Consider the following 22,970-nt stretch of genomic DNA (forward strand, 5'->3'; position numbering starts at 1 on the left):
GCATATTTTTAAGACGTCATCTGATTTTCAAAAATACCCGGTATACTACATTTCCTTTTTTTCAGGCGATAACAGACAAAGGCAGGAAGTATGTCTCTTCGTTCGCTGCGGGCATTGTGCCTGACAAGTTTTTTCATCGCGGATGTCCGCGATGGCCTGGGGCCTTTTCTCGGTATTTTCCTGACCGAACGCCACTGGACCCCTGATGATATCGGCATCCTGATGACGGCCGGTGGGCTGGCGGGATTACTGGCCACGCTGCCGGCGGGATTCATCACCGACACCTCACGCAGCAAGCGGACCGTGCTGGCGCTGGTGTGCCTGCTCATCACCCTTAGCACGCTCCTGCTCTGGTTTAGCCAGCAGAGCGGCGTTGTCGCCGTGTCGCAAATCGTCACCGGTATCTGTGCGGCGTTTGTCGGCCCGCTGATCGCCGGGATTACGCTGGGTCTGACCGGCCAGAGCGGGTTCAGCGCGCAGATGGGTAGAAACGAAGCGTTCAATCACGGCGGCAACTTTGTTACCGCACTGATTGCAGGCGGCATTGCCTGGTACTGGGGCGTCGGCGGGATTTTCCTGCTGATGACCTGTACCACGCTGTTAACGCTCTGCGCGCTGCTTGCCATTCGCAACCGGGATATCGATAACGACGCGGCGAGGGGGCTCTCTTCTTCAGCGAGCCTGCCGGTCCCCGGTTTTGCAGTGCTGATGAAAAACCGGGCGTTGTTTGTGACAGGCCTGACGCTGCTGCTGTTTCATCTGGCGAACGCCGCGCTGCTGCCGATGCTGAGCATGAGGGTGGCCGCGGCACCCGCATCGATCAACCCCGGTTTGTACGCGGCGGGCACCGTTATCATCTCTCAGGCCGTGATGATCCCCGTCGCCATCTGGGTCGCCCACCGAATAGACCGCTACGGCTACTGGCGCTTGATTATGCTGGCGCTGCTGGTGATGCCGGTGCGCGCCGCGCTGGCGGCGTCTACTGACGCGCCGCTCATGATGATCCCGGTACAAATTCTTGACGGGCTGGCCGCAGGGATCCTGGGCGTCGCGGTACCATCGTTTATCGTGGTGCTGTTGCGCGGGAGCGGGCACGTCAATGCCGGGCAGAGTGTGGTGATGCTGATGCAGGGGATTGGGGCATCCATGAGCCCGGCGTTAACCGGCACGATTGCAGGTCATTACTCATTTGCCACGGCATTCAGTGTCCTGAGCGCGCTTGCGCTGGTGGCCGTCCTGCTCTGGTGGCGCGTTGCGCACCGGAGCTGGGAAACGGACAGTACGCCGGGTGGGCCATAGCCGCCACCCGGCGTCACGCTTATGCCAGTTCGTTAGGGCACGCTTCGCCTTTTTCCAGCTGCTGCAGGTTCCCCAGCGTGGTTTCTGAAATGCTGATCAGCGCTTCGGCAGTCAGAAACGCCTGGTGGCCGGTAAACAGCACGTTATGGCAGGCAGAGAGGCGACGGAATACGTCGTCCTGGATCACATCATTCGACTTATCTTCAAAGAACAGATCGCGTTCGTTCTCATACACGTCCATCCCCAGCGCGCCAATTTTCTGGGTCTTCAGCGCTTCGATAGCGGCCTGAGAATCAACCAGCCCGCCGCGGCTGGTGTTGATGATCATCACGCCATCCTTCATCTGGTCAAATGCTGCCTGGTTAAGAAGGTGGTAGTTCTCCGGCGTCAGCGGGCAGTGCAGGGAGATCACGTCAGACTGGGAGAACAGCGTCGGCAGGTCGACATATTCCACGCCCAGATCCAGCGCTGCGGCGCTCGGGTACGGATCGAACGCCAGCAGACGCATGCCAAAGCCTTTCAGAATGCGCAGGGCAGCCACGCCAATTTTACCGGTGCCGATCACGCCGGCGGTTTTGCCGTACATGGTAAAGCCGGTCAGTCCTTCCAGCGAGAAGTTGGCGTCACGGGTACGCTGATAAGCGCGGTGAATACGACGGTTAAGCGACATCATCATGCCAATCGCATGTTCAGCCACCGCTTCCGGGGAGTACGCCGGAACGCGCACCACCTTCAGACCCAGCTCTTTCGCCGCATCGAGATCCACGTTGTTAAAGCCCGCACAGCGCAGGGCGATGTACTTCACCCCTTGTCTTTTCAACTCTTCCAGCACCGGGCGACTGCCGTCATCGTTTACGAAAATGCAGACGCCTTCACAGCCGTGCGCCGTTTTGGCGGTTTTTTCGGACAGCAGAAAGTCGAAAAATTCAAGCTCAAACCCGTAAGCCTCGTTAACATGTTGCAGATACTTTTTGTCGTACTGCTTTGTGCTATATACCGCGAGTTTCATAAGACTTTCTCCAGTGATTTTGCATTCACGTTAGCATGATTAAAATTATCTTACAATTTCTTAAATATTATTTAATTCAATAAGTTCTATCAATTATTCTAGAGCATCTATCCTTAAAAATGGCATTCCCTTCAACTGACTGGCTAAACATGCGACAATGATCGGCACTGCCGGCTTAATTCTTTCGCTAAATCAGGATATTAACTGCCCATGAAGGGTAAATACAAAGCCGCTCTTGCGCTTTTACTGCTGTTCATACTGTTGCCGCTGACGCTGCTGATGACGCTCGCCCAGTGGGTCCCGACGCTCGCCGGGATCTGGCTGCCCGTGGGGACGCGCATCGCGTTCGAAGAGAGCCCGAAACTAACCCGCCACGCGCTGGTGATCCCCAATCTTCGCTATCTGGTTGAAGACTGCGAAATTGCCCGCATCGATAACGTGACGCTGTCACATCCGAGCCGCTGGAAGCTAGATATCGGCGCGCTGGATTTAAATTCCGTCTGTCTGAGCAAAATTCCTCAGTCAGCGCCTTCAACGGTCGCCCCGAAAACGCTCGCGCAATGGCAGGCAGTATTACCCAATACCTGGCTCACGATTCACCGTCTGACGCTCTCTCCCTGGCAGCAGTGGCAGGGCGAGCTGCGTGCGTCGCTGACCCCGTCCAGTCAGGAGATCGCCTATAAAGGCGAGCAGGTCAGCATTAAAGGCACGCTTCGCGGTCAGACGCTCTCGGTCAGCCAGTTCGATGTACAGCTCCCGGACCAGCCGCAGCCGATTAAGCTGGTGGGCGAATTTACCCTGCCGCTGGTACCGGATGGCGTACCGGTGAAAGGCCACGCGGTCGCGACCTTTAACGTGCCACAGTTGACGTCTCTGGTCGATGCCGATCTGGACTGGGAAGACAATCAGGGACAGCTGGTGGTGATGGCGCGGGACAATCCCGATCCGCTGCTCGACCTGCCGTGGCAGATCACGGCGGAACAGCTGAACATCAGCGACGGGCGCTGGAACTGGGATCTCTCGGGTATGCCGCTGAGCGGGCGGGTGTCCCTTCGCGCCGACAACTGGCAGCAGGGGCTGGAGAAAGCCACCCTGACCGGACGACTGAATGTGTTGACGCAAGGCGATGCGGGTAAAGGCAACGCGGTACTGAATATTGGGCCCGGCAGGCTCAGCATGGAAAACAGCGACATGCCTCTGCACCTGAGCGGCGAGGCAAAGCAAAACGATCTCATTCTTTACGCTAAATTGCCCGCAACGCTGACCGGCAGCCTGTATGAACCGCAGCTGGCCTTTGAGCCGGGCGCGCTGCTCCGCTCGCGCGGGCGCATCATTGACTCACTTGATATCGATGAAATCCGCTGGCCGCTGGCGGGCGTGAAGCTCACCCAGAAGGGCGTGGACGGCCGTCTGCAGGCTATTCTGCGCGCCCATGAAAACGAGATGGGCGATTTTGAACTCCACCTGGACGGTCAGGCCAGCGACTTCTTACCCGATAACGGCCTGTGGCAGTGGCGCTACTGGGGGAAAGGCGGTTTTACGCCGATGCATGCCCGCTGGGATGTCGCCGGGAAAGGCGAGTGGCGCGACAATCTTATTGAGCTGACGGCGCTCTCCACCGGTTTTGACAAGCTCCAGTACGGCACGATGGAGGTCAGCAAGCCTCGCCTGGTGCTGGATCAACCGGTGCGCTGGTTACGTGACCCCGAAAAACCGACCTTCAGCGGCGCGCTGTCGCTTAACGCCGGGCAAACCCGTTTCTCCGGCGGCAGCGTGTTGCCGCCATCGGTCCTGACCTTTAGCGTCGACGGCAGCGACCCGACTATTTTTCAGTTTAAGGGTGACCTCCACGCGGACAAAATCGGTCCGGTACAGGTAAACGGGCGCTGGGATGGCGTACGCCTGCGCGGGCAGGCCTGGTGGCCGAAACAGTCTCTCACCGTATTCCAGCCGCTGATCCCGCCTGACTGGAAAATGACGCTGCGCGACGGGGAACTGTATGCGCAGGTCGCCTTCTCGGCGGCGGCCGATCAGGGTTTTGAAGCGGGCGGGCACGGCGTGCTGAAATCCGGCAGCGCCTGGATGCCGGATAACCAGATTAACGGCGTCGATTTTTTGCTGCCGTTTCGCTTCAGCGACGGAACCTGGTCTCTGGGCACGCGCGGTCCGGTGACGCTGCGCATCGGTGAAGTGGTAAACCTGGTGACCGCGCGCAACATTACTGCCGATCTACAGGGGGACTACCCCTGGACGGAGGACAATCCGCTGCTGCTCACCAACGTGAAGGTAGAAACCCTCGGCGGGAAGATCACCATGCAGCAGCTGCGGATGCCGCAGCACGATCCGGCCCTGCTGCGGGTGGACAATATCTCTTCGAGCGAGCTGATTAGCGCCGTTAATCCGAAACAGTTTGCCATGTCGGGGCCAGTCAGCGGGGCGCTGCCGTTCTGGCTGGACAATGAAAAATGGATCATTAAAGATGGCTGGCTGACCAACCCGGGCCCAATGACGCTTCGCATCGACAAAGATACGGCCGACGCCATCGTTAAAGATAATATGGTCGCGGGTGCCGCGATTAACTGGCTCCGCTATATGGAAATTTCGCGTTCGTGGACGAGAATCAATTTAGATAATCTGGGTGAGTTGACCATGCAGGCGACCATCAAGGGGACCAGCCGGGTGGATGGCAAAAGCAGCTCCGTCAACCTGAACTATACCCATGACGAGAATGTCTTTACCCTCTGGCGTAGCCTGCGCTTTGGGGACAACCTGCAAACCTGGTTTGAGCAACATGCGGCGATACCTGCTCCCCGCAGTTTGACCGGCAAGGAAAGTGAGGAACAACAATGAAAAAGATGGCTGGTGTGCTCACCGTTGCCGTTGCCGCGCTACTGACCGGCTGTACGCCGCGTATTGAAGTCGCTGCGCCAAAGGAGCCGATTACCATCAATATGAATGTCAAAATCGAACATGAGATCCACATTAAGGTCGATAAAGACGTCGAAACCCTGCTTAAATCGCGCAGCGATCTGTTCTGAGGACGCCATGAAACGAGTAGCACTGATTTTACTGGCGCTGGGGATGAACGTGCAGGCGGCTGCGCTCACCCTGAACGATGCCCGGGCGCAGGGGCGCGTGGGGGAAACCCTCAGCGGTTATCTTGCCCCGATTCAGCAGGACGCTGAAACGCTGGCGCTGGTCAATCGCATCAACGCGGCGCGCACGGAAAGCTACCAGAAGCTGGCTGACAGCAATAATTTGCCGGTCGATGAAGTGGCCAAAATGGCAGGGCAAAAACTGGTTGCCCGCGCGCAGCCGGGCGAGTACGTGAAGGGCATTAACGGGAAATGGCTGAGAAAGTAGCTAGCGGTAGCGCCTGCGGTATTCACCCGGCGAAATGCCAAAACGCTGCTTAAACGCCGTTGAAAAATGGCTATGGTCGGTAAACCCCCAGCTGTAGCCAATGCCCGCCAGCTTTTCATCATCCCCGGCCGAGCGCAGCACCTGCGCGCAGAGATCCAGACGACGGTTTTTAATGTACTGCGCGACCACCAGCCCCTTTTCGGCAAACATGCGGTAGAGGCTGCGCACGGACATACCGCTCTCGGCGGCAATCCATTCAGGACGCAGCGATTCAGACTGAATATGGTCGTCAATCAGCGCCACCACATGCTGGAACTGGCGCTCCTTGCGCGGCTGAATGATTTCACGCTGCTGGAAAGCGGGGCGCAGCAGGCAGATCATTGCTTCGAGCGCGGCTTCACTTTCACGATCGCTCAGGTCGGCATTGCTCATACTCTCCATCAACAGGCGATGGCTCAGCTGCACCGTGGGTAAGGTGCGGGAAAGGGCGGTCGCGCAGCTTATCTCCTGGAAACGACACTGCTGCTCAATAATCTGACGCGGAACCAGGAGCGAAATCTGGCGGGATTTTTCCTGCCAGTTGATTGAACAGGGACGCGACGCGTCAATCAGCGTGATATCGCCGGTTCTGAGCAGCGCGTGACGGTCATCCTGCTCAATTTCTGCACTCCCTTCGAGCTGGAACACGGTATAGAACCAGGCATCGTTACTCTGTTTGATCTCCTGACGGGAGCGGAACAGGTTAACGCCACCCGCGGTCACGGTACTGAGCTTCAGACTGCGCGCATAGCTGGTCTCCAGCTCGCCGTAGAATTTACCCCCGGTGGGCTGCGCGTTAAAACGCCCGCAAACCTGGTTAATTTGCGCCAGCCAATGCTGATACTGTTCCTGCTCGCTTGCACACGCCATCGTTTCTCTCACTGCACCGTCAACGTTTTCGCATTGTTGCATTTGTGTTGCATTTTGTCAGAGCTATGAGGCTGACTATAGGAAAGAACACTCACCGGTTACAGCGATATAAGCGGCAATTATCGCGATTTGCGGAGCTTGTCACAGGTGGCAAAGCGAATGTCACAGAGACAAAAGCGAGAATGCAAAACCCCTCTTAGACTGGATGAACACCCTGCGAAGAATAACGAAGGAGTATCCTATGTCTGAATCACAGGTGGCTATTCAGCCTGCCGTGCAGCAGTTTTTAGACCGACAGCATGGCCTGTGGATTGAAGGGCGTCAGGCCGCGTCGGACAGTGAAAAGCGGCTGAACGTCTACAACCCGGCTACGGGCGAGGTGATTGCCTCGACTGCCGATGCCAGCGTCGATGACGTTGATCGTGCCGTCATGTCCGGCTGGCGCGCCTTTGTGGCCCGCACCTGGGCCGGAAAACTTCCGGCGGAGCGCGAGCGGATCCTGCTCCATTTCGCCGATCTGGTGGAACAGCACAGCGAGGAGCTGGCCCAGCTTGAAACGCTGGAGCAGGGCAAATCCATCAACATTTCCCGTATGTTTGAAGTCGGCTGCACCCTGAACTGGATGCGCTATACCGCCGGGCTGACCACCAAAATTTCGGGTAAAACTCTCGATCTTTCTATCCCGCTGCCGCAGGGCGCCCGCTATCAGGCGTGGACGCGTAAAGAGCCGGTTGGCGTGGTGGCCGGGATTGTGCCCTGGAACTTCCCGCTGATGATCGGCATGTGGAAAGTGATGCCAGCGCTGGCAGCTGGCTGCTCTATCGTCATTAAGCCGTCTGAAACCACGCCGCTGACCATGCTGCGCGTGGCGGAACTGGCCAGTGAAGCGGGCATCCCGGATGGGGTGTTCAACGTGGTGACCGGGAGCGGCGCGGTGTGTGGCGCGGCGCTGACCTCGCATCCGCATATCGCGAAGGTGAGCTTCACCGGCTCAACGGCGACGGGTAAGCAAATTGCCCGCGCGGCGGCGGACACGCTAACCGGCGTGACCCTGGAGCTGGGCGGGAAAAACCCGGCAATTGTGCTCAAGGATGCGGACCCTGCGTGGGTGATCGAAGGCCTGATGACCGGCAGCTTCCTGAACCAGGGGCAGGTGTGCGCGGCGAGCTCGCGCATCTACATTGAGGCGCCGCTGTTTGACACGCTGGTCAGCGGGTTTGAACAGGCGGTGAAATCCCTGAGCGTCGGGCCAGGCATGTCGCCGGAAGCGTTTATTAACCCGCTGGTGTCGCGCGCGCATTGCGACAAGGTGCAGACCTTCCTCGATGAGGCGAAGTCGCGCCACGCGGAGCTGATCGTCGGTAACCGGGGGCCGGAAGGCAAAGGCTATTACGTTTCACCTACGCTGGTGGTGAACCCGGATGCCTCGCTGCGCCTGACCCGCGAAGAGGTGTTTGGCCCGGTGGTCAACCTTGTGCGCGTCGCCGACGGGGAAGAGGCGCTCCAGCTGGCAAACGACACCGAATATGGCCTGACGGCCAGCGTCTGGACGCAGAATATCAGCAAGGCGCTGGAGTATACCGACCGGCTGCAGGCGGGCACCGTCTGGGTGAACAGCCATACGCTGATCGACGCCAACCTGCCGTTCGGCGGCATGAAGCAGTCCGGTACCGGACGCGATTTTGGCCCGGACTGGCTGGACGGCTGGTGTGAAACCAAGTCGGTGTGCGTGCGGTATTAAAAAGCAAGCCGGGTAAGCGCAGCGCCACCCGGCTTTTATCTACAGCGACCACCGATCCCGCCCGGCCTCTTTCGCACGATACAGCGCCGCATCGGCACGGGCGATAATCTCGGTGCCCGCTAACCCCTCGGCCATGCTCGCAATCCCCATGCTCACGGTGACATGGTCGCTGACCGTCGAGGCGCCGTGCGGTATGGCTTCCGTACGCAGGCCGTCCTGAATACGCAGGGCAACCTTTTCCGCGATGTTCTCCGGGCAATTAAACAGAATCACCAGAAACTCTTCGCCGCCGTAGCGTGACACCACATCGTCAGGCGTGCGCACGGACTGCTTCAGCACGCGCGCCACGCGCGTCAGACAGTCGTCGCCCGCCTGGTGCCCGTGGGTATCGTTGTAGCGCTTGAAGTAGTCGATATCCAGCATGATCACCGAGAAGGTTTTTTTCTGCTCAACCGCGTTCTCCAGCACCACCTCCATTTTCCGGCGATTGGCGGTTTTGGTTAACGGGTCCTGATGCGCCAGCGCGTCCAGCCGCGAAATAAGCAGCTGATTTTGCTGGTTACGTCGCCAGGCTTCGTCAAACCAGCTCAGCAGAATGAAACGCCCGCAGATCAAGATCAGCGTAAACACGCTCCAGATAACAACGAAGTGTAGGTTGAGGCCATCGTTTCGTATCCAGCTTGCTATCGGCAGGGTGATCCAGAGCGGGAGCACAAAGGCGAGCAGCCCTTCAGGGTAGAAATAGAGCGCCGTCAAACCGGCGAGTAACAGAATAACGCACAGCGGCCAGACGTGCGGGAGCAGCAGCTGGGTGATAAACCAGAAGCAGGAGACCGACCAGATGGCGCTACAGATAAACAACACAACGCTGATACCGGCGATACGCCGCCAGGCCATGAGGATCAGCGCGGCCGAGAGGATGATAATACCGAGCATGGAGGCATCAACCATTCTCGTCAGCTGGGGCGAGTGGGGATAAAGGGGATCGCTGGGCTTAAGCAGAACGTGTCGCAGCAGAATCATCACCGCAAAGCTGATATTGACGAAGGCCAGCCACGGCAGGTTCATCGCCAGCCCGTGCATGACCATGGCATGGCGCGTTGGCCAGGTCGCCCGTTCCAGCGACGGTTTTTTTCTTTTTTCCATAAAGCCCTTTCCCGTCCGGGGGATAAATCATGTCGATGAGATATCTGTAACTATAAGCAAGCCAGGACGATCCTCAAACGTCAGGGCAAAAAAAACCGGGCTATTGCCCGGCGGGTGGTTATTTTTCGTCTTTTTTCTTCCCGAGCGTTGGCGTCTCGTCGAAGAAGTTCCACGGCTTAAGCAGGGTATGCACCCATTCCGTTGGCATGATCGGCCACTCTTCCGCGCGCGCCACGTGGGTGGTGCCGGTGGTCATCCAGACTACGTCGTCCCGATCGTTGAGCGACTCGTTATCCTTGCTGTACTGCCCGAGGCCCGTGTCGTGTACGGAGCGGTTAGGGAATTTCCCTTCCGGGTAGAGCTCATCAGGGTGGTAGCGGGTCACCCACAGCTGTTTGTCCATAAAGCTCAGGCGATGGTAAATCCACTCGTCCGGGGCAAATTTCGCGCCGGTCGCCACCGGGTGCGTACCGCCCGCGTAAGGGATGATCTGGTACGAGACCGGGTTACCCATGCGGTTCTCTTTACTTGTGTTGCTCAGCAGGCGAATCGTGCCCGGGTCGAACTTCTGCGCCGCCTGCTGCTCGGTATCAATATCATACTGATTGATCTGCATGGTGCTGGTGCGAGGTCCACCGGCGGTATTCGGCTTCACCTCCGGATCCATAGCCACCAGCTTGTTGTTGATGCCGTCCACATCCATATCAAGACGGAAGTTGTAGATGTGCTGGTGCGTGGTGCCCACGATGTTGTGGTCGATCAGCGTGCCGTATTTTGTATCGTCTTTGGCGGTGGCATCGTGCATGGTTTTTGCCTGCACGCCTTTCACCGCTTCGATACCCGTCGCGCCGGCGTCAATGCCGATGGTGCCATTTTCATGGAACACCCAGTCGAAGATGTAATCGTAGTTGCCCACGGTACTCACCCAGCGCACCACCAGCTCGCGGCGCTCGGTGCTGACGTTTGGCTGACCCATCTCCTGATGTTTGTATTCCGGCCCCGCGTAGCGTTCGAAAATGGCGATCGCGCGCGGGATCTCCATCGGCGCGCCGGTGTAATCCGGAATGGTTTCATTGAGCATCACGGCGTTGGACGGCACGTCTTTACCGCGTACCAGCGGTGAGGTCAGGGTGCCCATACCGTAGTCGCCGGAGTCGAGATAGGCTTTAAAGTACCAGCCCACGTCCGGATCGCCGTAAGGGACGATCATCCCGCCGAGCGATCCCTGATACATCACCTGGCGCTTTTTGCCGTTGTCGTTATACGTGACGGTTGAAATCATCGGACCGACGCGAGAGTCCAGGCTCAGGTGGAAATCCCAGTTCTGCCAGTGCACCATATCGCCGGTAATGGTGTAGTTCTTACCTTCCGGCTCGATGATGTCGAGCGGTTTTTTCGGCGTTTCTATACGATCGCGGCCATCGTAGGGGCGCGGCGTCATCGGAACCGGAACAACGGCACCTTCCTCAATCTTCTGGATTTTCTTCTGCTCAAGATCGACCACGGCCACCAGGTTTTCAATCGGGTGCGCCCAGTAGTTGCCGTCGCCCACATCCAGATAGCTCACCACCTTCAGCAGGCGATCTTCCTGCTTCAGGCCGTCTTTACCGTCGAAATAGCCGACGGTCAGCGGCGTGGTAATCACTTTTTTCGGGTCGGTGATGCCGTGTTTTTTAAGCACCTCGGCAAATTCCGTACTCTCGTTAACGATCTGCTGTACCGCGGTGAAATCATCCAGCAGCACCATGCCGTGCGCGTCTTTCACCGGCTCCCAGCGCAGGATTTTTTTATCCTTCAGATCCACCAGGCTTTCGATAACGTGCTTTCCATCGAGCATCACAATCTTTGCCTGACGCGGGGCATCCACCGCCGTACCGTTAAGCACAAAGTCCCACACTTTGGCTTTCTCTGGCTCTGCAAGGGCAATCTGGGTAAAGCGGGTATTAGGCTTAAAGTCCGCCGAGGCTTTCACAATCTCAACGGCCTGCTTAATTTCGTCCGCCGTTAGCGCGTTTAACGGGTGAGGGCGTTTTTCAACCTGGAAGGTCTGGTCAAGGCCGGACTGGAAAACATCGTTGATAAAGGTATCGGAAATAAAGGCTTTCTTGCCTTTCATCACCACCGGCACCTCAAGCCTGAGGGTTTTACCGTTGACGATGGCGGTTTTAGCGCCCGGCTTGACCTTCACGAAGGCACCGTCTTTCGCAATGGTGAACATCTGTGCGTAATCATCCCACTGAACGTCGGCGCCAAAGTCCTGCAGCGTTTTGTCCATCGGGACCATATGCGCCTCACTGCCGTGGGCGAAAACAGGGGATTGCCAGGCGCAACACAGCGCAACGGCCATAGCCAGCGCCGTTCTACGGGCAGAAAAAGAAGAATTGCTTCCCATCGTAGACCTCATCTTGTTGTGTTTATTGTGTTGTGACAGCCTTATCCTGACAGGCGCCTGAGAAAAGCGTTTGCCTGCATCTGCCAGATTATTTGCCAGTCTTGCCAGGTTAAAAAAAGAGCGGGGATACATCACATGCCGGGCCATTTCCTCTCCCCACAAATGATGTCAGCACAGGCGACCCCCTCTCCCTTGAGGGAGAGGGCTGGGGTGAGGGGGAACATACGGCTGTAGTGGTCATTCCGTTCACTTCATGTTCCTTGCTACTCTGTCACGACATGACCAGTGAACGTGCCAGGGCGGCTCAATCGCCGCCGCCCTGGCGACCCGGGCTCCCGGCGGTAAATCGCCGCTTCGCGGTGCCCTCAGCTTATTCCTTCAGGCTATCGGGTCGGGCATGAGCCTGCATCCATGCAGGCCACGCCCTCTCGGCGCATCCCTGCGCCTCGCCCCGGCCTTACGGAAACGCTTCGGCGATTTACAGCCGGACCAGGGTATCGCTGTAAGCCATTAATTTTCCTGAAGCAATTTATCGCTTCTGGTTAAAAAAATTACAGGGATTCCTCCCCCTTTGGGGAGAGGGTCAGGGTGAGGGGCGTTAGCTGAAATCTCCCTGCTGGCGCGCCACCAGCGTCAGAATGGAGTAAAGCGCCACGGCCTGCTGGTGCTGGTTGAAGATCTCAACCGCCCATTCCACCACGCCGGTCGGTTTTTCCTCGGCGGTGCGCTGTTTCTTCAGCGTTTTGCGCTTGCAGGTCAGACGCACCTGAATGGTATCGCCCGGTTTGACCGGCTCGATAAAGCGCAGGTTTTCCATGCCGTAGTTGGCAATCACCGGCCCGACGCCCGCATCAACGAATAGTCCCGCCGCGGCGGAGATCAGGAAGTAGCCGTGCACCACGCGCTCGCCAAAGATCGACTCTGCCGCGCCGATCTTGTCCATATGGGCGTAGAAGTGATCGCCGCTCAGGCAGGCAAAGTTCACGATGTCCGCTTCCGTGAGGGTACGGCGCGGCGTCAGCAGGCTGTCGCCCGGCTGTAGCTCCTCAAAGTATTTGCGGAACGGATGCACGCGATCTTCCTGCACCGTTGCGCCACGCACCCACTGCTTGCCGATGGCGGCCAGCATGGTCGGACTGCCCTGAATCGCGGTGCGCTGCAGGTAGTGCTTCACCGCACGCAGGCCGCCCAGCTCTTCGCCGCCGCCCGCGCGACCCGGGCCGCCGTGCACCAGCTGAGGAAGCGGGGAGCCGTGGCCGGTGGACTCTTTCGAGGCTTCCTCGTTGAGGATCTGAATACGCCCGTGGGCGCGCGCCGCGCCGAGAATAAACTGGCGGGCAATGTCCAGGTCTGCGGTGACCAGCGTGCCCGCCAGGCTGCCGCCGCCCGCGCGGGCAAGCTGCATCGCGTGCTGTGCATTGCGATACGGCATCAGCGTCGCAACCGGGCCAAAGGCTTCGGTTGAGTGGACTGCCGGAGTTTCATCCGGCTGCGGGCAGAACAGCAGCGTCGGCGGGAAGAACGCGCCCGCGGCCTGCAAATCCGCTTTGCCACCCAGTCGGACCTGGCAGCCTACGGCGATCAGGTGATCCACTTTCTCCTGCACGTCCGCACGCTGTCCGGCGTTGACCAGCGCACCCATTTTCACCCCTTCCTGCGCCGGGTCGCCCACCAACACCTTTTCCAGCCGGGCAATCAGCGCCTGGCTCACGGCCTCAATCTGGCTCTGCGGGACGATAATGCGGCGAATGGCCGTGCATTTTTGCCCGGCTTTGGCGGTCATCTCGCGGACCACTTCCCGGATGAACAGGGCAAATTCCGGCTGCTCAGGGGTGACGTCTTCCCCCAGCACGCAGCAGTTCAGGGAGTCGGCTTCCATCGTGAACGGAATCGAATTCGCCACGATATTCGGGTGCACGCGCAGGCTTTGCCCGGTGCTGGCGGAGCCGGTAAAGGTGACCACGTCCTGGCTGTCGAGCTGGTCGAGCAGATCCCCCGCGCCGCCGCAGATCAGGCTGATGGCACCGTCCGGCACCAGCCCGCTGTCGAGGATGGATTTCACCATCGCCTGCGTCACCTGGGCGGTGGCGGTGGCGGGTTTGATGATGGCGGGCATGCCGGCAAGCCAGGTCGGGGCCAGCTTTTCCAGCATTCCCCAGCAGGGGAAGTTAAAGGCGTTGATGTGCACCGCCACGCCGGACTTCGAGGTCAGGACGTGACGCGCGGCAAAGCCGCCTTCTTTTGACAGCGGAATTAACTCGTCTTCCGGCCACACGGTGTCATCCGGCAGCTCGCGGCTGCCCAGGCTGGCGTAAGTGAAAAGGGTGCCGATCCCGCCTTCAATGTCCACCCAGCTGTCTGCTTTAGTCGCCCCGGTCTGGGCGGACAGGGCATAAAACGTCTCTTTCTCGCTAAGCAGGTGCTTTGCCACCGCCTTCAGCATGGCTGCGCGTTCGATAAAGGTCATCGAGTGAAGCGCTTCGCCGCCGCGATCAATCGCATAGCGGCGGGCGGCCGCCATATCCAGCCCTTCGCTGGTCACGCTCCACAGCGCTTCGCCACTGATGGCGTGATGAATAGTGCGTTCGCGGCCCCGGCCAGACTGCCAGGAACCGGATAAGAAGCTGGCTAACTGCTGCATCGCTTATCTCCAAATGTTACGTAATTTACTCATTAATAGTTTAATCATGAATCATAAAAATCAAGCGGCGTTTTTAATGAATTGTTAATGATGTGATGTGGCTGGATGAATTTCAGAATACGAAGGCCCGCTTATCAAGGCTTTCAGCAAAAGGCTTGCGAGCAGCGTCACAGAATCAGGAAACAATTCTTGGGGTTATATTTAACCTTTGTGTAACTTTTAAAAAACAAAGTGATTCAACATTACGCTTTAATTTGCAAACTAACGAATCATAAAGGTGATGACGTGACGCAAGAACAACGGTTTGAGCAGCGCATAGCGCAGGAGACGGCGATTGAGCCTCAGGACTGGATGCCTGACGCCTACCGTAAGACGTTGATCCGTCAGATTGGCCAGCATGCGCACTCCGAAATTGTCGGCATGCTGCCGGAAGGGAACTGGATCGCCCGCGCCCCGACGCTGCGCCGAAAAGCGATCCTGCTGGCGAAGGTGCAGGACGAAGCCGGACACGGGCTTTACCTCTACAGCGCGGCGGAAACGCTGGGCTGCGCGCGGGAAGACATCTACCAGAAGATGCTCGACGGCAGGATGAAATACTCCTCCATCTTCAACTATCCGACCCTGAGCTGGGCCGATATCGGCGTGATCGGCTGGCTGGTGGACGGCGCGGCCATCGTCAACCAGGTGGCGCTGTGCCGCACTTCCTATGGTCCGTATGCCCGCGCGATGGTGAAAATCTGTAAAGAAGAGAGCTTCCACCAGCGTCAGGGCTTTGAGGCCTGCATGGTGCTGGCGCAGGGCAGCGAGGCCCAGCGCCAGATGCTCCAGGACGCCATCAACCGCTTCTGGTGGCCGGCGCTGATGATGTTCGGGCCAAACGACGACAACTCGCCGAACAGCGCCCGCAGCCTGGCGTGGAAAATCAAGCGCTTCGGCAACGACGAGCTGCGCCAGCGCTTTGTCGACAACACGGTGCCGCAGGTGGAGATGCTGGGCATGACGGTGCCCGATCCCGACCTGCGCTTCGATGACGAGAGCGGTCATTACCGCTTCGGCGAGATCGACTGGCAGGAGTTTGACGAGGTCATTAACGGGCGCGGCATCTGCAACCACGAACGCCTGGCCGCCAAGCGTAAAGCCTGGGAAGAGGGCGCGTGGGTGCGGGAAGCCGCGCTGGCGCACGCCGAAAAACAGCGCGCCCGTCAGGCCGCATAAAGAGGAAATAACCATGAGCAATGTCTACTGGCCGCTGTACGAAGTGTTCGTACGCAGCAAACAGGGGTTATCCCACCGTCACGTTGGCAGTCTGCATGCCGCCGACGATCGCATGGCGCTGGAAAATGCGCGTGATGCCTACACCCGCCGCAGTGAAGGCTGTTCTATCTGGGTGGTTAAGGCGAGCGAGATTGTCGCCTCCCAGCCGGAAGAGAGCGGCGAGTTCTTCGACCCGGCAGAAAGCAAGGTTTACCGCCATCCGACGTTCTACACCATCCCCGACGGCATCGAGCATATGTGAGGCAAAGAATGAATTCAGTGACTGCCTATGCCCTGCGTCTGGGCGACAACGGTCTGGTGCTTTCCCAGCGTCTCGGCGCCTGGTGCGGCCACGCGCCGGAGCTGGAAATCGACCTCGCGCTCGCCAATATCGGTCTCGACCTGCTGGGGCAGGCGCGCAATTTCCTGACCTATGCCGCGGAGCTGGAAGGCCAGGGCGATGAAGACACGCTGGCGTTTGGCCGAGACGAGCGCCAGTTCCGCAACGTGCTGCTGGTGGAGCAGCCGAACGGCAGCTTCGCCGACACCATTGCCCGCCAGTACCTGATGGATGCCTGGAACGTGGCGCTGTACGAACGCCTGACCCATAGCCGCGACGGCCAGCTTGCCGCCATTGCCGCCAAGGCAATTAAAGAGGCGCGCTACCACCTGCGCTTCAGCCGCGGCTGGCTGGTGCGTCTGGGCGACGGGACCGAAACGTCCGCGCAAAAAATGCAGCAGGCCATCGACAATCTGTGGCGTTTTACGGCGGAGCTGTTTGAAGCCGATGACGTCGAGCTGGCGCTGATTGAGCCCGGCGTTGCGGTTGACCCGCGCGTCCTGCGCCAGCCGTGGGAAAGCGAAGTCTTTGCCGGTCTTAATGAAGCCTGCCTGCAGGTGCCCGCCGAGGTGGCGTACCGCACCGGGGGCAAGAGGGGGCTGCATACCGAACATCTGGGCCCGATGCTGGCGGAAATGCAGTATCTCCAGCGCGCGTATCCCGGTCAGCAGTGGTAAAGGAGAACGCTATGCAACGCCTCGTCGACATCGCGCCCGCGCAAATCCCGCAAATCTGGTCGCTGTTAGGCCAGATCCCCGATCCGGAAGTGCCGGTGTTAACCATCACCGATTTAGGCATGGTGCGCAGCGTAAAGGCGCAGGGGGAAGGCTGGGTCATCGGCTTCACGCCCACCTACTCGGGCTGTCCGGCGACGGAGCACCTGCTGGGGGCGATCCGTGAGGCGATGACCGCGCACGGCTTTACTCCGGTGCACATTGTGCTCCAGCTTGAACCCGCCTGGACCACAGACTGGATGACCGCCGACGCGCGTGAGCGCCTGCGGGCGTACGGCATCAGTCCGCCGGTGGGGCATAGCTGTCACGCACACGCCCCAGCCGAGGTGAGCTGCCCGCGCTGCGCCAGCACCGACACCGCGCTTATCAGTGAATTTGGTTCGACGGCCTGCAAAGCGCTCTATCGCTGCAACACCTGCCGTGAGCCCTTCGACTATTTCAAATGCATTTGAGGCTGCCATGACAACGTTTCATTCATTAACAGTGGCAAAAGTGGAACCCGAAACCCGCGACGCGGTAACCATCACCTTTGCGGTGCCGCAGGCGCTGCAGGAGGCCTACCGCTTCCGCCCAGGCCAGCACCTGACGTTAAAAACGAAGCTTGGCGGTGACGAGCTACGCCGCTGCTACTCCATCTGCCGGAGTGCCGCCCCGGGCGAAATCAGCGTGGCGGTCAAGGCGATTGAAGGCGGGCGCTTCTCCCGCTATGCCCGGGATGAGATCAAAGCGGGCATGGCGCTGGAGGTAATGGTTCCTCAGGGGCAGTTTGGCTACCAGCCGCGGGCCGAACGCGAAGGCCACTATCTGGCAATTGCGGCAGGCTCCGGGATCACCCCGATGCTGGCGATTATCTCCGCGACGCTTGAGACCGAACCGAACAGCCATTTCACCCTGATCTACGGCAACCGCAGCAGCCAGAGCATGATGTTCCGCCAGGCGCTGGCGGACCTGAAGGACAAATACCCGCAGCGCCTGCAGCTGGTCTCCATCTTCAGCCAGGAACGGCTGGACAGCGATCTGCTCTTTGGACGCATCGACGGAGAAAAACTGCAGGCGCTGGCGAAAACCCTGATCAACTTCCGCCAGTATGACGAGGCCTTTATCTGCGGCCCGTCGGCGATGATGGATGACGCCGAAGCCACGCTGAAGGCGCTGGGGATGCCGGACAAATCCATTCACCTTGAGCGCTTTAACACCTCCGGAATCACCGTTAAGCGCGCGGCGCACGTGCAGGTGGATGGACAAAAAGTGACCGTTCGCCAGGACGGGCGCGACCGTGAAATCACCCTGACGGCGGACGACGAAAGCATTCTCGATGCCGCCCTGCGTCAGGGAGCGGATCTGCCGTATGCCTGCAAGGGCGGCGTCTGCGCCACCTGTAAATGCAAAGTGCTGCGCGGGAAGGTGGACATGGCAACCAACTACAGTCTGGAGCCGGACGAGCTGGCGGCCGGGTATGTGCTGAGCTGCCAGTCGCTGCCGTTAACCGCCGACGTGATCGTCGACTTCGACGCGAAGGGGATGGCATGAGCGGACTGATTGTTACCCGTCATGGCCGCGTGCTGCAGCTGACGCTAAACCGTCCGGCGGCGCGCAACGCCCTCAACAACGCGCTGTTGACCCAGCTTGCGGAACAGCTTGAGGCCGCCGCCGTGGATGCCGAGATTTCCGTCTGCGTGATTTACGGCAGCAAGCGCTGCTTTGCCGCCGGGGCCGATCTCAACGAAATGGCGGAGAAAGACCTGCTTGCCACGCTGAACGATATCCGCCCGCAGCTGTGGGCGCGTATCAATGCTTTTCCTAAACCGCTGATCGCCGCCGTAAACGGCTTCGCCCTGGGGGCGGGCTGCGAGCTGGCGCTGCTGTGCGACGTGGTGATTGCCGGTGACAACGCCCGTTTCGGCCTGCCGGAAATCACGCTGGGCATTATGCCCGGCGCGGGCGGCACCCAGCGTCTTATCCGCAGCGTCGGGAAATCGCTGGCCAGCAAAATGGTGCTGACCGGTGAGAGCATTACCGCAGAGCAGGCGCTGAGCGCCGGGCTGGTGAGCGATGTTTTCCCGGCAGCGCTGACGCTGGAGTATGCCCTGAAGCAGGCGGCCCTGATGGGGCGCCACTCGCCGCTGGCTTTACAGGCAGCCAAACAGGCGCTGCGCCAGTCTCAGGAGGTGCCGCTTCAGGCCGGTCTGGCCCAGGAGCGCCAGCTGTTTACGCTGCTTTCTGCCACCGAAGACCGCCGGGAAGGCATCAACGCCTTCCTACAAAAACGCACTCCCGACTTTAAAGGACGCTAATAGTGGAATTTATTCTCAGTCATGTAGAACAGGGCGTGATGACCATTACGCTGAACCGTCCGGAGCGTCTGAACAGCTTTAACGACGTGATGCACCAGCAGCTGGCCGAGTGCCTGAAACAGGCCGAGCGCGATGACACTATCCGCTGCCTGCTGCTCACCGGCGCAGGACGTGGTTTCTGTGCCGGTCAGGACCTGAATGACCGCAACGTCGACCCCAACGGCCCGGCGCCGGATCTGGGCATGTCCGTTGAAACCTTCTACAACCCGCTGGTGCGCCGCCTGGCAAAGCTGCCGAAGCCCGTCATCTGTGCCGTTAACGGCGTGGCGGCGGGTGCGGGCGCCACGCTGGCGCTCGGGTGCGACATGGTGATCGCGGCGCGCTCCGCCAGCTTCGTGATGGCCTTCAGCAAGCTCGGCCTGGTGCCGGACTGCGGCGGCACCTGGCTGCTGCCGCGCGTGGCCGGACGCGCCCGCGCCATGGGGCTGGCGCTGCTCGGGGACAAACTCAGCGCCGAACAGGCGCAGGCGTGGGGCATGATCTGGCAGGTGGTGGATGACGAGCAGCTCTCCACCACGGCACAGCAGATGGCCCTGCATTTTGCGTCGCAGCCGACCTTCGGCCTGGGGCTGATCAAGCAGGCGATCAATGCTTCGGAAACCAATACTCTGGACGCCCAGCTCGATCTGGAGCGCGACTATCAGCGCCTGGCCGGGCGCAGCGACGACTACCGCGAGGGCGTCAGCGCCTTCCTCGCGAAGCGCGCGCCGAACTTTACGGGGAAATAAGATGCTGAACATACGTACGGTCGCCGTGATTGGCAGCGGCACGATGGGTGCCGGGATTGCCGAAGTGGCGGCCAGCCACGGGCATCAGGTGCTGCTCTATGACATCTCCAGCGATGCGATATCACGCGCCATCGACGGGATCCGCCAGCGTCTGGCCTCCCGTGTGACGCGCGGAAAACTCTCCGCCGATGCCGTGAGCCAGACCCTTGCCCGGCTTGTTCCCGTCACGGAGATCGACGCGCTCTCCGCGGCCGATCTGGTGATTGAAGCGGCCTCAGAACGGCTGGAGGTGAAAAAGGCGCTGTTTGCCCAGCTGGCTGAGATCTGCCCGCCGCAGACGGTGCTGACCAGCAATACCTCCTCCATCTCCGTCACGGCGATTGCGGCGGACGTCCACCACCCGGAGCGCGTCGCAGGGCTGCATTTCTTTAACCCGGCGCCGGTGATGAAGCTGGTGGAGGTGGTCAGCGGGCTGGCGACCTCCCCGGAAGTGGCCGACGCGCTGTGCGAGCTGGCGCTGAACTGGGGCAAACAGCCCGTTCGCTGCCAGTCAACGCCGGGGTTCATCGTCAACCGCGTCGCGCGTCCGTTCTATTCCGAAGCCTGGCGCGCGCTGGAAGAGCAGGTCGCGCCGCCGGAGGTGATTGATGCCGCCCTGCGCGAAGGCGGCGGCTTCCCGATGGGGCCGCTGGAGCTGACCGACATGATTGGTCAGGACGTAAATTTTGCGGTGACCTGCTCGGTATTTAACGCCTTCTGGCAGGAGCGTCGTTTTCTGCCTTCGCTGGTGCAGCAGGAGCTGGTGCTGGCTGGAAGGCTGGGCAAGAAAAGCGGGAAGGGCGTGTACAACTGGCAGGGCGACAAACCTGACGTGCAGTGGGTTGAGTCGGTGAACGACAGCTATAGCCCGATGCGCGTGGAAAAGCGACGTGACGGTGTCACGGAAATTGATGATGTGTACCTGATTGAAACGCAGGGAGAGACCGCGCAGGCGCTGGCGCTGCGGCTCAACGGCCCGGTGGTGGTGGTCGACCGCATCGAGCGTGACGTGGCGGTCATTGCCGCCGCCGCCAGCAACCCGCATACCGCGACGCAAAAAGCCATCCGCTACCTGCAGCAGCAGGGACACAGGGTGGTGCGAATTGCCGATTATCCCGGCCTGCTGATCTGGCGGACGCTGGCGATGATTGCCAACGAGGCGCTGGATGCCCTGCAAAAAGGGGTCGCCAGCGAGAAGGATATCGACACGGCCATGCGCCTGGGCGTGAACTACCCGAGCGGGCCGATCGCCTGGGGCGAGCGCCTGGGCTGGCAGCGCCTGCTGACGCTGCTGGAGAACCTGCAGCGCCATTACGGCGAAGAGCGCTATCGCCCCTGTTCACTGCTGCGCCAGCGCGCGCTTCTGGAGAGTAGCTATGAGTCATAACGCCTGGCATAACGCCCGCACCATGTTCGAACGGGACGCCTGCGCCCAGGCGATGGGGATGGACATTGTCGAGATGGACGAGGGCTACGCGGTGGTGACCATGACCATCACCCCGCAGATGCTGAACGGCCATGAAACCTGCCACGGCGGACAGCTGTTTTCGCTGGCGGACACTGCCTTTGCCTACGCCTGCAACAGCCAGGGGCTGGCGGCGGTGGCCTCCGGCTGCTCGATTGATTTTCTGCGTCCGGGCTTCGCCGGGGACACGCTCACCGCCACCGCGCGGGTGAAGCATCAGGGCAAGCTGACCGGCGTATACGACATTGAAATCCAGAACCAACAACAGAAAACCGTCGCCCTTTTTCGCGGAAAATCTCACCGCATCGGCGGCAGCGTGACAGGAGAGGCCTGATGCGTGACGCATTTATTTGTGATGGCGTTCGAACCCCGGTGGGGCGCTACGGCGGCGCGCTTGCCGCAGTCCGAACCGACGATCTCGGTGCCGTGCCGCTGCGCGCGCTGCTGGCCCGCTATCCGCAGCTCGACCTCGAGCGGATCGACGACGTGATCTTCGGCTGCGCCAACCAGGCGGGGGAAGATAACCGCAACGTGGCGCGCATGTCGTCCCTGCTGGCCGGGCTGCCGCAGACGGTATCCGGAACCACCATTAACCGCCTGTGCGGTTCCGGGCTGGACGCGATTGGTTTTGCCGCCCGCACCATTAAAGCGGGCGACGGCGACCTGCTGATCGCGGGCGGCGTGGAGTCGATGTCCCGCGCGCCGTTCGTGATGGGCAAAGCCACCGCCGCGTTTCAGCGTCAGGCGGAGATCTTTGATACCACCATCGGCTGGCGATTTGTGAATCCGCTCATGCATCAGCAATTCGGAACTGACAGTATGCCGGAAACGGCAGAGAATGTAGCTGAATTGTTAAATATCAGCCGTGACGATCAGGACGCGTTCGCCCTGCGCAGCCAGCAGCGTACCGCGCTGGCACAGCAGAACGGCATTCTGGCGCAGGAGATCGTGCCGGTGCAGGTGCCGGGTAAAAAAGGGGCGGTCACAGCGTTCAGCGTGGATGAACATCCGCGGGCGGACACCACGCTTGAACAGCTTGCCGGGCTGAAAACGCCGTTCCGTAAGAACGGGGTGGTCACGGCGGGGAATGCCTCCGGGGTCAACGACGGCGCTGCGGCGCTGATCGTCGCCAGCGAGAAGATGGCGCTGGCGCAGGGGTTAGTTCCGCGCACGCGGATCGTGGCGATGGCGACGGCAGGCGTGGAGCCACGTCTGATGGGGCTCGGCCCGGTGCCGGCCACCCGCAGGGTGCTGGAGCGCGCCGGACTCAGCATTAACGATATGGACGTCATCGAGCTTAACGAAGCTTTCGCCGCGCAGGCGCTGGGCGTGCTGCGTCAGTTGGGCCTGCCGGATGATGCTGCGCACGTTAACCCGAACGGTGGCGCGATTGCGCTGGGCCACCCGCTGGGCATGAGCGGCGCCAGGCTGGTGCTGGCCGCGAGTAATGAACTGCACCGACGCGGCGGGCGCTACGCGCTGTGTACGATGTGCATCGGTGTGGGTCAGGGCATTGCCATGATCCTTGAGCGTGTTTGAGCATAAAAACAATGTGA

20 protein-coding genes are annotated in these 22,970 nt (G+C 60.1%); 15 read left to right on the plus strand and 5 right to left on the minus strand.

Annotated features, from left to right (window positions below):
* Positions 1-90: 90 nt before the first annotated feature.
* Positions 91-1,299: an MFS transporter gene (locus ELK40_RS10580; protein ID WP_127730657.1), complete on the plus strand. Its 1,209-nt coding sequence runs from the start codon at positions 91-93 to the stop codon at positions 1,297-1,299.
* A 19-nt stretch (positions 1,300-1,318) separates the two neighbouring features.
* On the opposite strand, the gene ELK40_RS10585 is transcribed toward ELK40_RS10580, so the two are convergent.
* Complete coding sequence (locus tag ELK40_RS10585; RefSeq protein WP_127730659.1) at positions 1,319-2,308, minus strand: 2-hydroxyacid dehydrogenase; 990 nt, start codon at positions 2,306-2,308, stop codon at positions 1,319-1,321.
* Between the two features lie 210 nt (positions 2,309-2,518).
* On the opposite strand from ELK40_RS10585, the gene ELK40_RS10590 reads away from it, so the two are divergent.
* From ELK40_RS10590 to ELK40_RS10600, 3 genes are read left to right on the plus strand one after another with little or no spacing between them, the layout of a single operon-like run.
* Positions 2,519-5,158, plus strand: coding sequence for a YdbH family protein (locus ELK40_RS10590; RefSeq protein WP_127730661.1), 2,640 nt, complete (start codon positions 2,519-2,521; stop codon positions 5,156-5,158).
* Entirely contained in the window at positions 5,155-5,346 is a 192-nt protein-coding gene (locus ELK40_RS10595) for a YnbE family lipoprotein (protein WP_014169918.1), read from the plus strand. Before ELK40_RS10590 ends, ELK40_RS10595 begins: the two co-directional genes overlap by 4 nt.
* Positions 5,347-5,353: 7 nt before the next feature.
* Positions 5,354-5,671, plus strand: a complete 318-nt coding sequence (locus tag ELK40_RS10600) for a YdbL family protein (RefSeq protein WP_127730663.1) — start codon at positions 5,354-5,356, stop codon at positions 5,669-5,671.
* Here ELK40_RS10600 and feaR read toward each other — a convergent pair whose 3' ends face one another.
* The gene (gene feaR / locus ELK40_RS10605) at positions 5,672-6,580 is read right to left on the minus strand and encodes a transcriptional regulator FeaR (protein ID WP_127732775.1); all 909 of its coding nucleotides are present in this window, start codon (positions 6,578-6,580) and stop codon (positions 5,672-5,674) included. It lies immediately after the preceding gene.
* Between the two features lie 241 nt (positions 6,581-6,821).
* Here feaR and ELK40_RS10610 point away from each other — a divergent pair, with 241 nt between their 5' ends.
* The gene (locus ELK40_RS10610; protein WP_115874950.1) at positions 6,822-8,321 is read left to right on the plus strand and encodes an aldehyde dehydrogenase family protein; all 1,500 of its coding nucleotides are present in this window, start codon (positions 6,822-6,824) and stop codon (positions 8,319-8,321) included.
* 39 nt (positions 8,322-8,360) lie between these two features.
* On the opposite strand, the gene ELK40_RS10615 is transcribed toward ELK40_RS10610, so the two are convergent.
* From ELK40_RS10615 to paaZ, 3 genes are all read right to left on the minus strand, one after another.
* A complete protein-coding gene (locus ELK40_RS10615; protein ID WP_127730665.1) occupies positions 8,361-9,467 on the minus strand; it encodes a GGDEF domain-containing protein in 1,107 nt (368 codons plus the stop codon).
* A gap of 118 nt (positions 9,468-9,585) precedes the next feature.
* Entirely contained in the window at positions 9,586-11,859 is a 2,274-nt protein-coding gene (tynA, locus tag ELK40_RS10620; protein WP_127730667.1) for a primary-amine oxidase, read from the minus strand.
* Between the two features lie 598 nt (positions 11,860-12,457).
* Complete coding sequence (gene paaZ, locus ELK40_RS10625; RefSeq protein WP_127730669.1) at positions 12,458-14,500, minus strand: phenylacetic acid degradation bifunctional protein PaaZ; 2,043 nt, start codon at positions 14,498-14,500, stop codon at positions 12,458-12,460.
* Between the two features lie 285 nt (positions 14,501-14,785).
* On the opposite strand from paaZ, the gene paaA reads away from it, so the two are divergent.
* Genes paaA through pcaF form a run of 10 tightly spaced genes read left to right on the plus strand, consistent with a single transcriptional unit; the run spans position 14,786 to position 22,953 of the window.
* Positions 14,786-15,715, plus strand: coding sequence for a 1,2-phenylacetyl-CoA epoxidase subunit PaaA (paaA, locus tag ELK40_RS10630; protein WP_244599406.1), 930 nt, complete (start codon positions 14,786-14,788; stop codon positions 15,713-15,715).
* A 13-nt stretch (positions 15,716-15,728) separates the two neighbouring features.
* Positions 15,729-16,016, plus strand: coding sequence for a 1,2-phenylacetyl-CoA epoxidase subunit PaaB (paaB, locus tag ELK40_RS10635; RefSeq protein ID WP_003857353.1), 288 nt, complete (start codon positions 15,729-15,731; stop codon positions 16,014-16,016).
* A gap of 8 nt (positions 16,017-16,024) precedes the next feature.
* The gene (gene paaC / locus ELK40_RS10640) at positions 16,025-16,771 is read left to right on the plus strand and encodes a 1,2-phenylacetyl-CoA epoxidase subunit PaaC (protein ID WP_127730671.1); all 747 of its coding nucleotides are present in this window, start codon (positions 16,025-16,027) and stop codon (positions 16,769-16,771) included.
* A gap of 11 nt (positions 16,772-16,782) precedes the next feature.
* Positions 16,783-17,280, plus strand: a complete 498-nt coding sequence (gene paaD / locus ELK40_RS10645) for a 1,2-phenylacetyl-CoA epoxidase subunit PaaD (RefSeq protein WP_115874957.1) — start codon at positions 16,783-16,785, stop codon at positions 17,278-17,280.
* Positions 17,281-17,287: 7 nt separating this feature from the next.
* A complete protein-coding gene (gene paaE, locus ELK40_RS10650) occupies positions 17,288-18,358 on the plus strand; it encodes a 1,2-phenylacetyl-CoA epoxidase subunit PaaE (protein WP_127730673.1) in 1,071 nt (356 codons plus the stop codon).
* Positions 18,355-19,122 carry a 2,3-dehydroadipyl-CoA hydratase PaaF gene (gene paaF, locus ELK40_RS10655; protein ID WP_127730675.1) on the plus strand — a complete coding sequence of 256 codons (768 nt, stop codon included), beginning with the start codon at positions 18,355-18,357 and terminating at the stop codon, positions 19,120-19,122. The genes paaE and paaF overlap by 4 nt, the downstream gene beginning before the upstream one ends.
* Positions 19,122-19,910, plus strand: coding sequence for a 2-(1,2-epoxy-1,2-dihydrophenyl)acetyl-CoA isomerase PaaG (gene paaG, locus ELK40_RS10660; protein WP_127730677.1), 789 nt, complete (start codon positions 19,122-19,124; stop codon positions 19,908-19,910). Before paaF ends, paaG begins: the two co-directional genes overlap by 1 nt.
* A gap of 1 nt (position 19,911) precedes the next feature.
* Positions 19,912-21,336 (plus strand): 3-hydroxyacyl-CoA dehydrogenase PaaH, encoded by a 1,425-nt coding sequence (gene paaH, locus ELK40_RS10665; protein ID WP_127730679.1) that lies wholly within the window; start codon positions 19,912-19,914, stop codon positions 21,334-21,336.
* A complete protein-coding gene (gene paaI, locus ELK40_RS10670; protein ID WP_127730681.1) occupies positions 21,326-21,748 on the plus strand; it encodes a hydroxyphenylacetyl-CoA thioesterase PaaI in 423 nt (140 codons plus the stop codon). Before paaH ends, paaI begins: the two co-directional genes overlap by 11 nt.
* Positions 21,748-22,953, plus strand: a complete 1,206-nt coding sequence (gene pcaF / locus ELK40_RS10675; RefSeq protein WP_127730683.1) for a 3-oxoadipyl-CoA thiolase — start codon at positions 21,748-21,750, stop codon at positions 22,951-22,953. Before paaI ends, pcaF begins: the two co-directional genes overlap by 1 nt.
* The last annotated feature ends 17 nt before the right edge of the window (positions 22,954-22,970 follow it).

The sequence above is a fragment of the Enterobacter sp. N18-03635 genome (assembly GCF_004006055.1).
GTDB classification, from domain to species: domain Bacteria; phylum Pseudomonadota; class Gammaproteobacteria; order Enterobacterales; family Enterobacteriaceae; genus Enterobacter; species Enterobacter vonholyi.

Excerpts from the sequence above, each read along its gene's own strand:
- feaR (WP_127732775.1), bottom strand. The coding sequence starts at position 6,580 with ATGGCGTGTGCAAGCGAGCAGGAACAGTATCAGCATTGGCTGGCGCAA.
- paaZ (WP_127730669.1), bottom strand. The coding sequence starts at position 14,500 with ATGCAGCAGTTAGCCAGCTTCTTATCCGGTTCCTGGCAGTCTGGCCGG.
- ELK40_RS10580 (WP_127730657.1), top strand. The coding sequence starts at position 91 with ATGTCTCTTCGTTCGCTGCGGGCATTGTGCCTGACAAGTTTTTTCATC.
- ELK40_RS10590 (WP_127730661.1), top strand. The coding sequence starts at position 2,519 with ATGAAGGGTAAATACAAAGCCGCTCTTGCGCTTTTACTGCTGTTCATA.
- ELK40_RS10585 (WP_127730659.1), bottom strand. The coding sequence starts at position 2,308 with ATGAAACTCGCGGTATATAGCACAAAGCAGTACGACAAAAAGTATCTG.
- paaI (WP_127730681.1), top strand. The coding sequence starts at position 21,326 with ATGAGTCATAACGCCTGGCATAACGCCCGCACCATGTTCGAACGGGAC.
- ELK40_RS10615 (WP_127730665.1), bottom strand. The coding sequence starts at position 9,467 with ATGGAAAAAAGAAAAAAACCGTCGCTGGAACGGGCGACCTGGCCAACG.
- paaD (WP_115874957.1), top strand. The coding sequence starts at position 16,783 with ATGCAACGCCTCGTCGACATCGCGCCCGCGCAAATCCCGCAAATCTGG.
- paaC (WP_127730671.1), top strand. The coding sequence starts at position 16,025 with ATGAATTCAGTGACTGCCTATGCCCTGCGTCTGGGCGACAACGGTCTG.
- tynA (WP_127730667.1), bottom strand. The coding sequence starts at position 11,859 with ATGGGAAGCAATTCTTCTTTTTCTGCCCGTAGAACGGCGCTGGCTATG.
- paaE (WP_127730673.1), top strand. The coding sequence starts at position 17,288 with ATGACAACGTTTCATTCATTAACAGTGGCAAAAGTGGAACCCGAAACC.
- paaH (WP_127730679.1), top strand. The coding sequence starts at position 19,912 with ATGCTGAACATACGTACGGTCGCCGTGATTGGCAGCGGCACGATGGGT.
- pcaF (WP_127730683.1), top strand. The coding sequence starts at position 21,748 with ATGCGTGACGCATTTATTTGTGATGGCGTTCGAACCCCGGTGGGGCGC.
- ELK40_RS10600 (WP_127730663.1), top strand. The coding sequence starts at position 5,354 with ATGAAACGAGTAGCACTGATTTTACTGGCGCTGGGGATGAACGTGCAG.
- ELK40_RS10595 (WP_014169918.1), top strand. The coding sequence starts at position 5,155 with ATGAAAAAGATGGCTGGTGTGCTCACCGTTGCCGTTGCCGCGCTACTG.
- paaB (WP_003857353.1), top strand. The coding sequence starts at position 15,729 with ATGAGCAATGTCTACTGGCCGCTGTACGAAGTGTTCGTACGCAGCAAA.
- ELK40_RS10610 (WP_115874950.1), top strand. The coding sequence starts at position 6,822 with ATGTCTGAATCACAGGTGGCTATTCAGCCTGCCGTGCAGCAGTTTTTA.
- paaF (WP_127730675.1), top strand. The coding sequence starts at position 18,355 with ATGAGCGGACTGATTGTTACCCGTCATGGCCGCGTGCTGCAGCTGACG.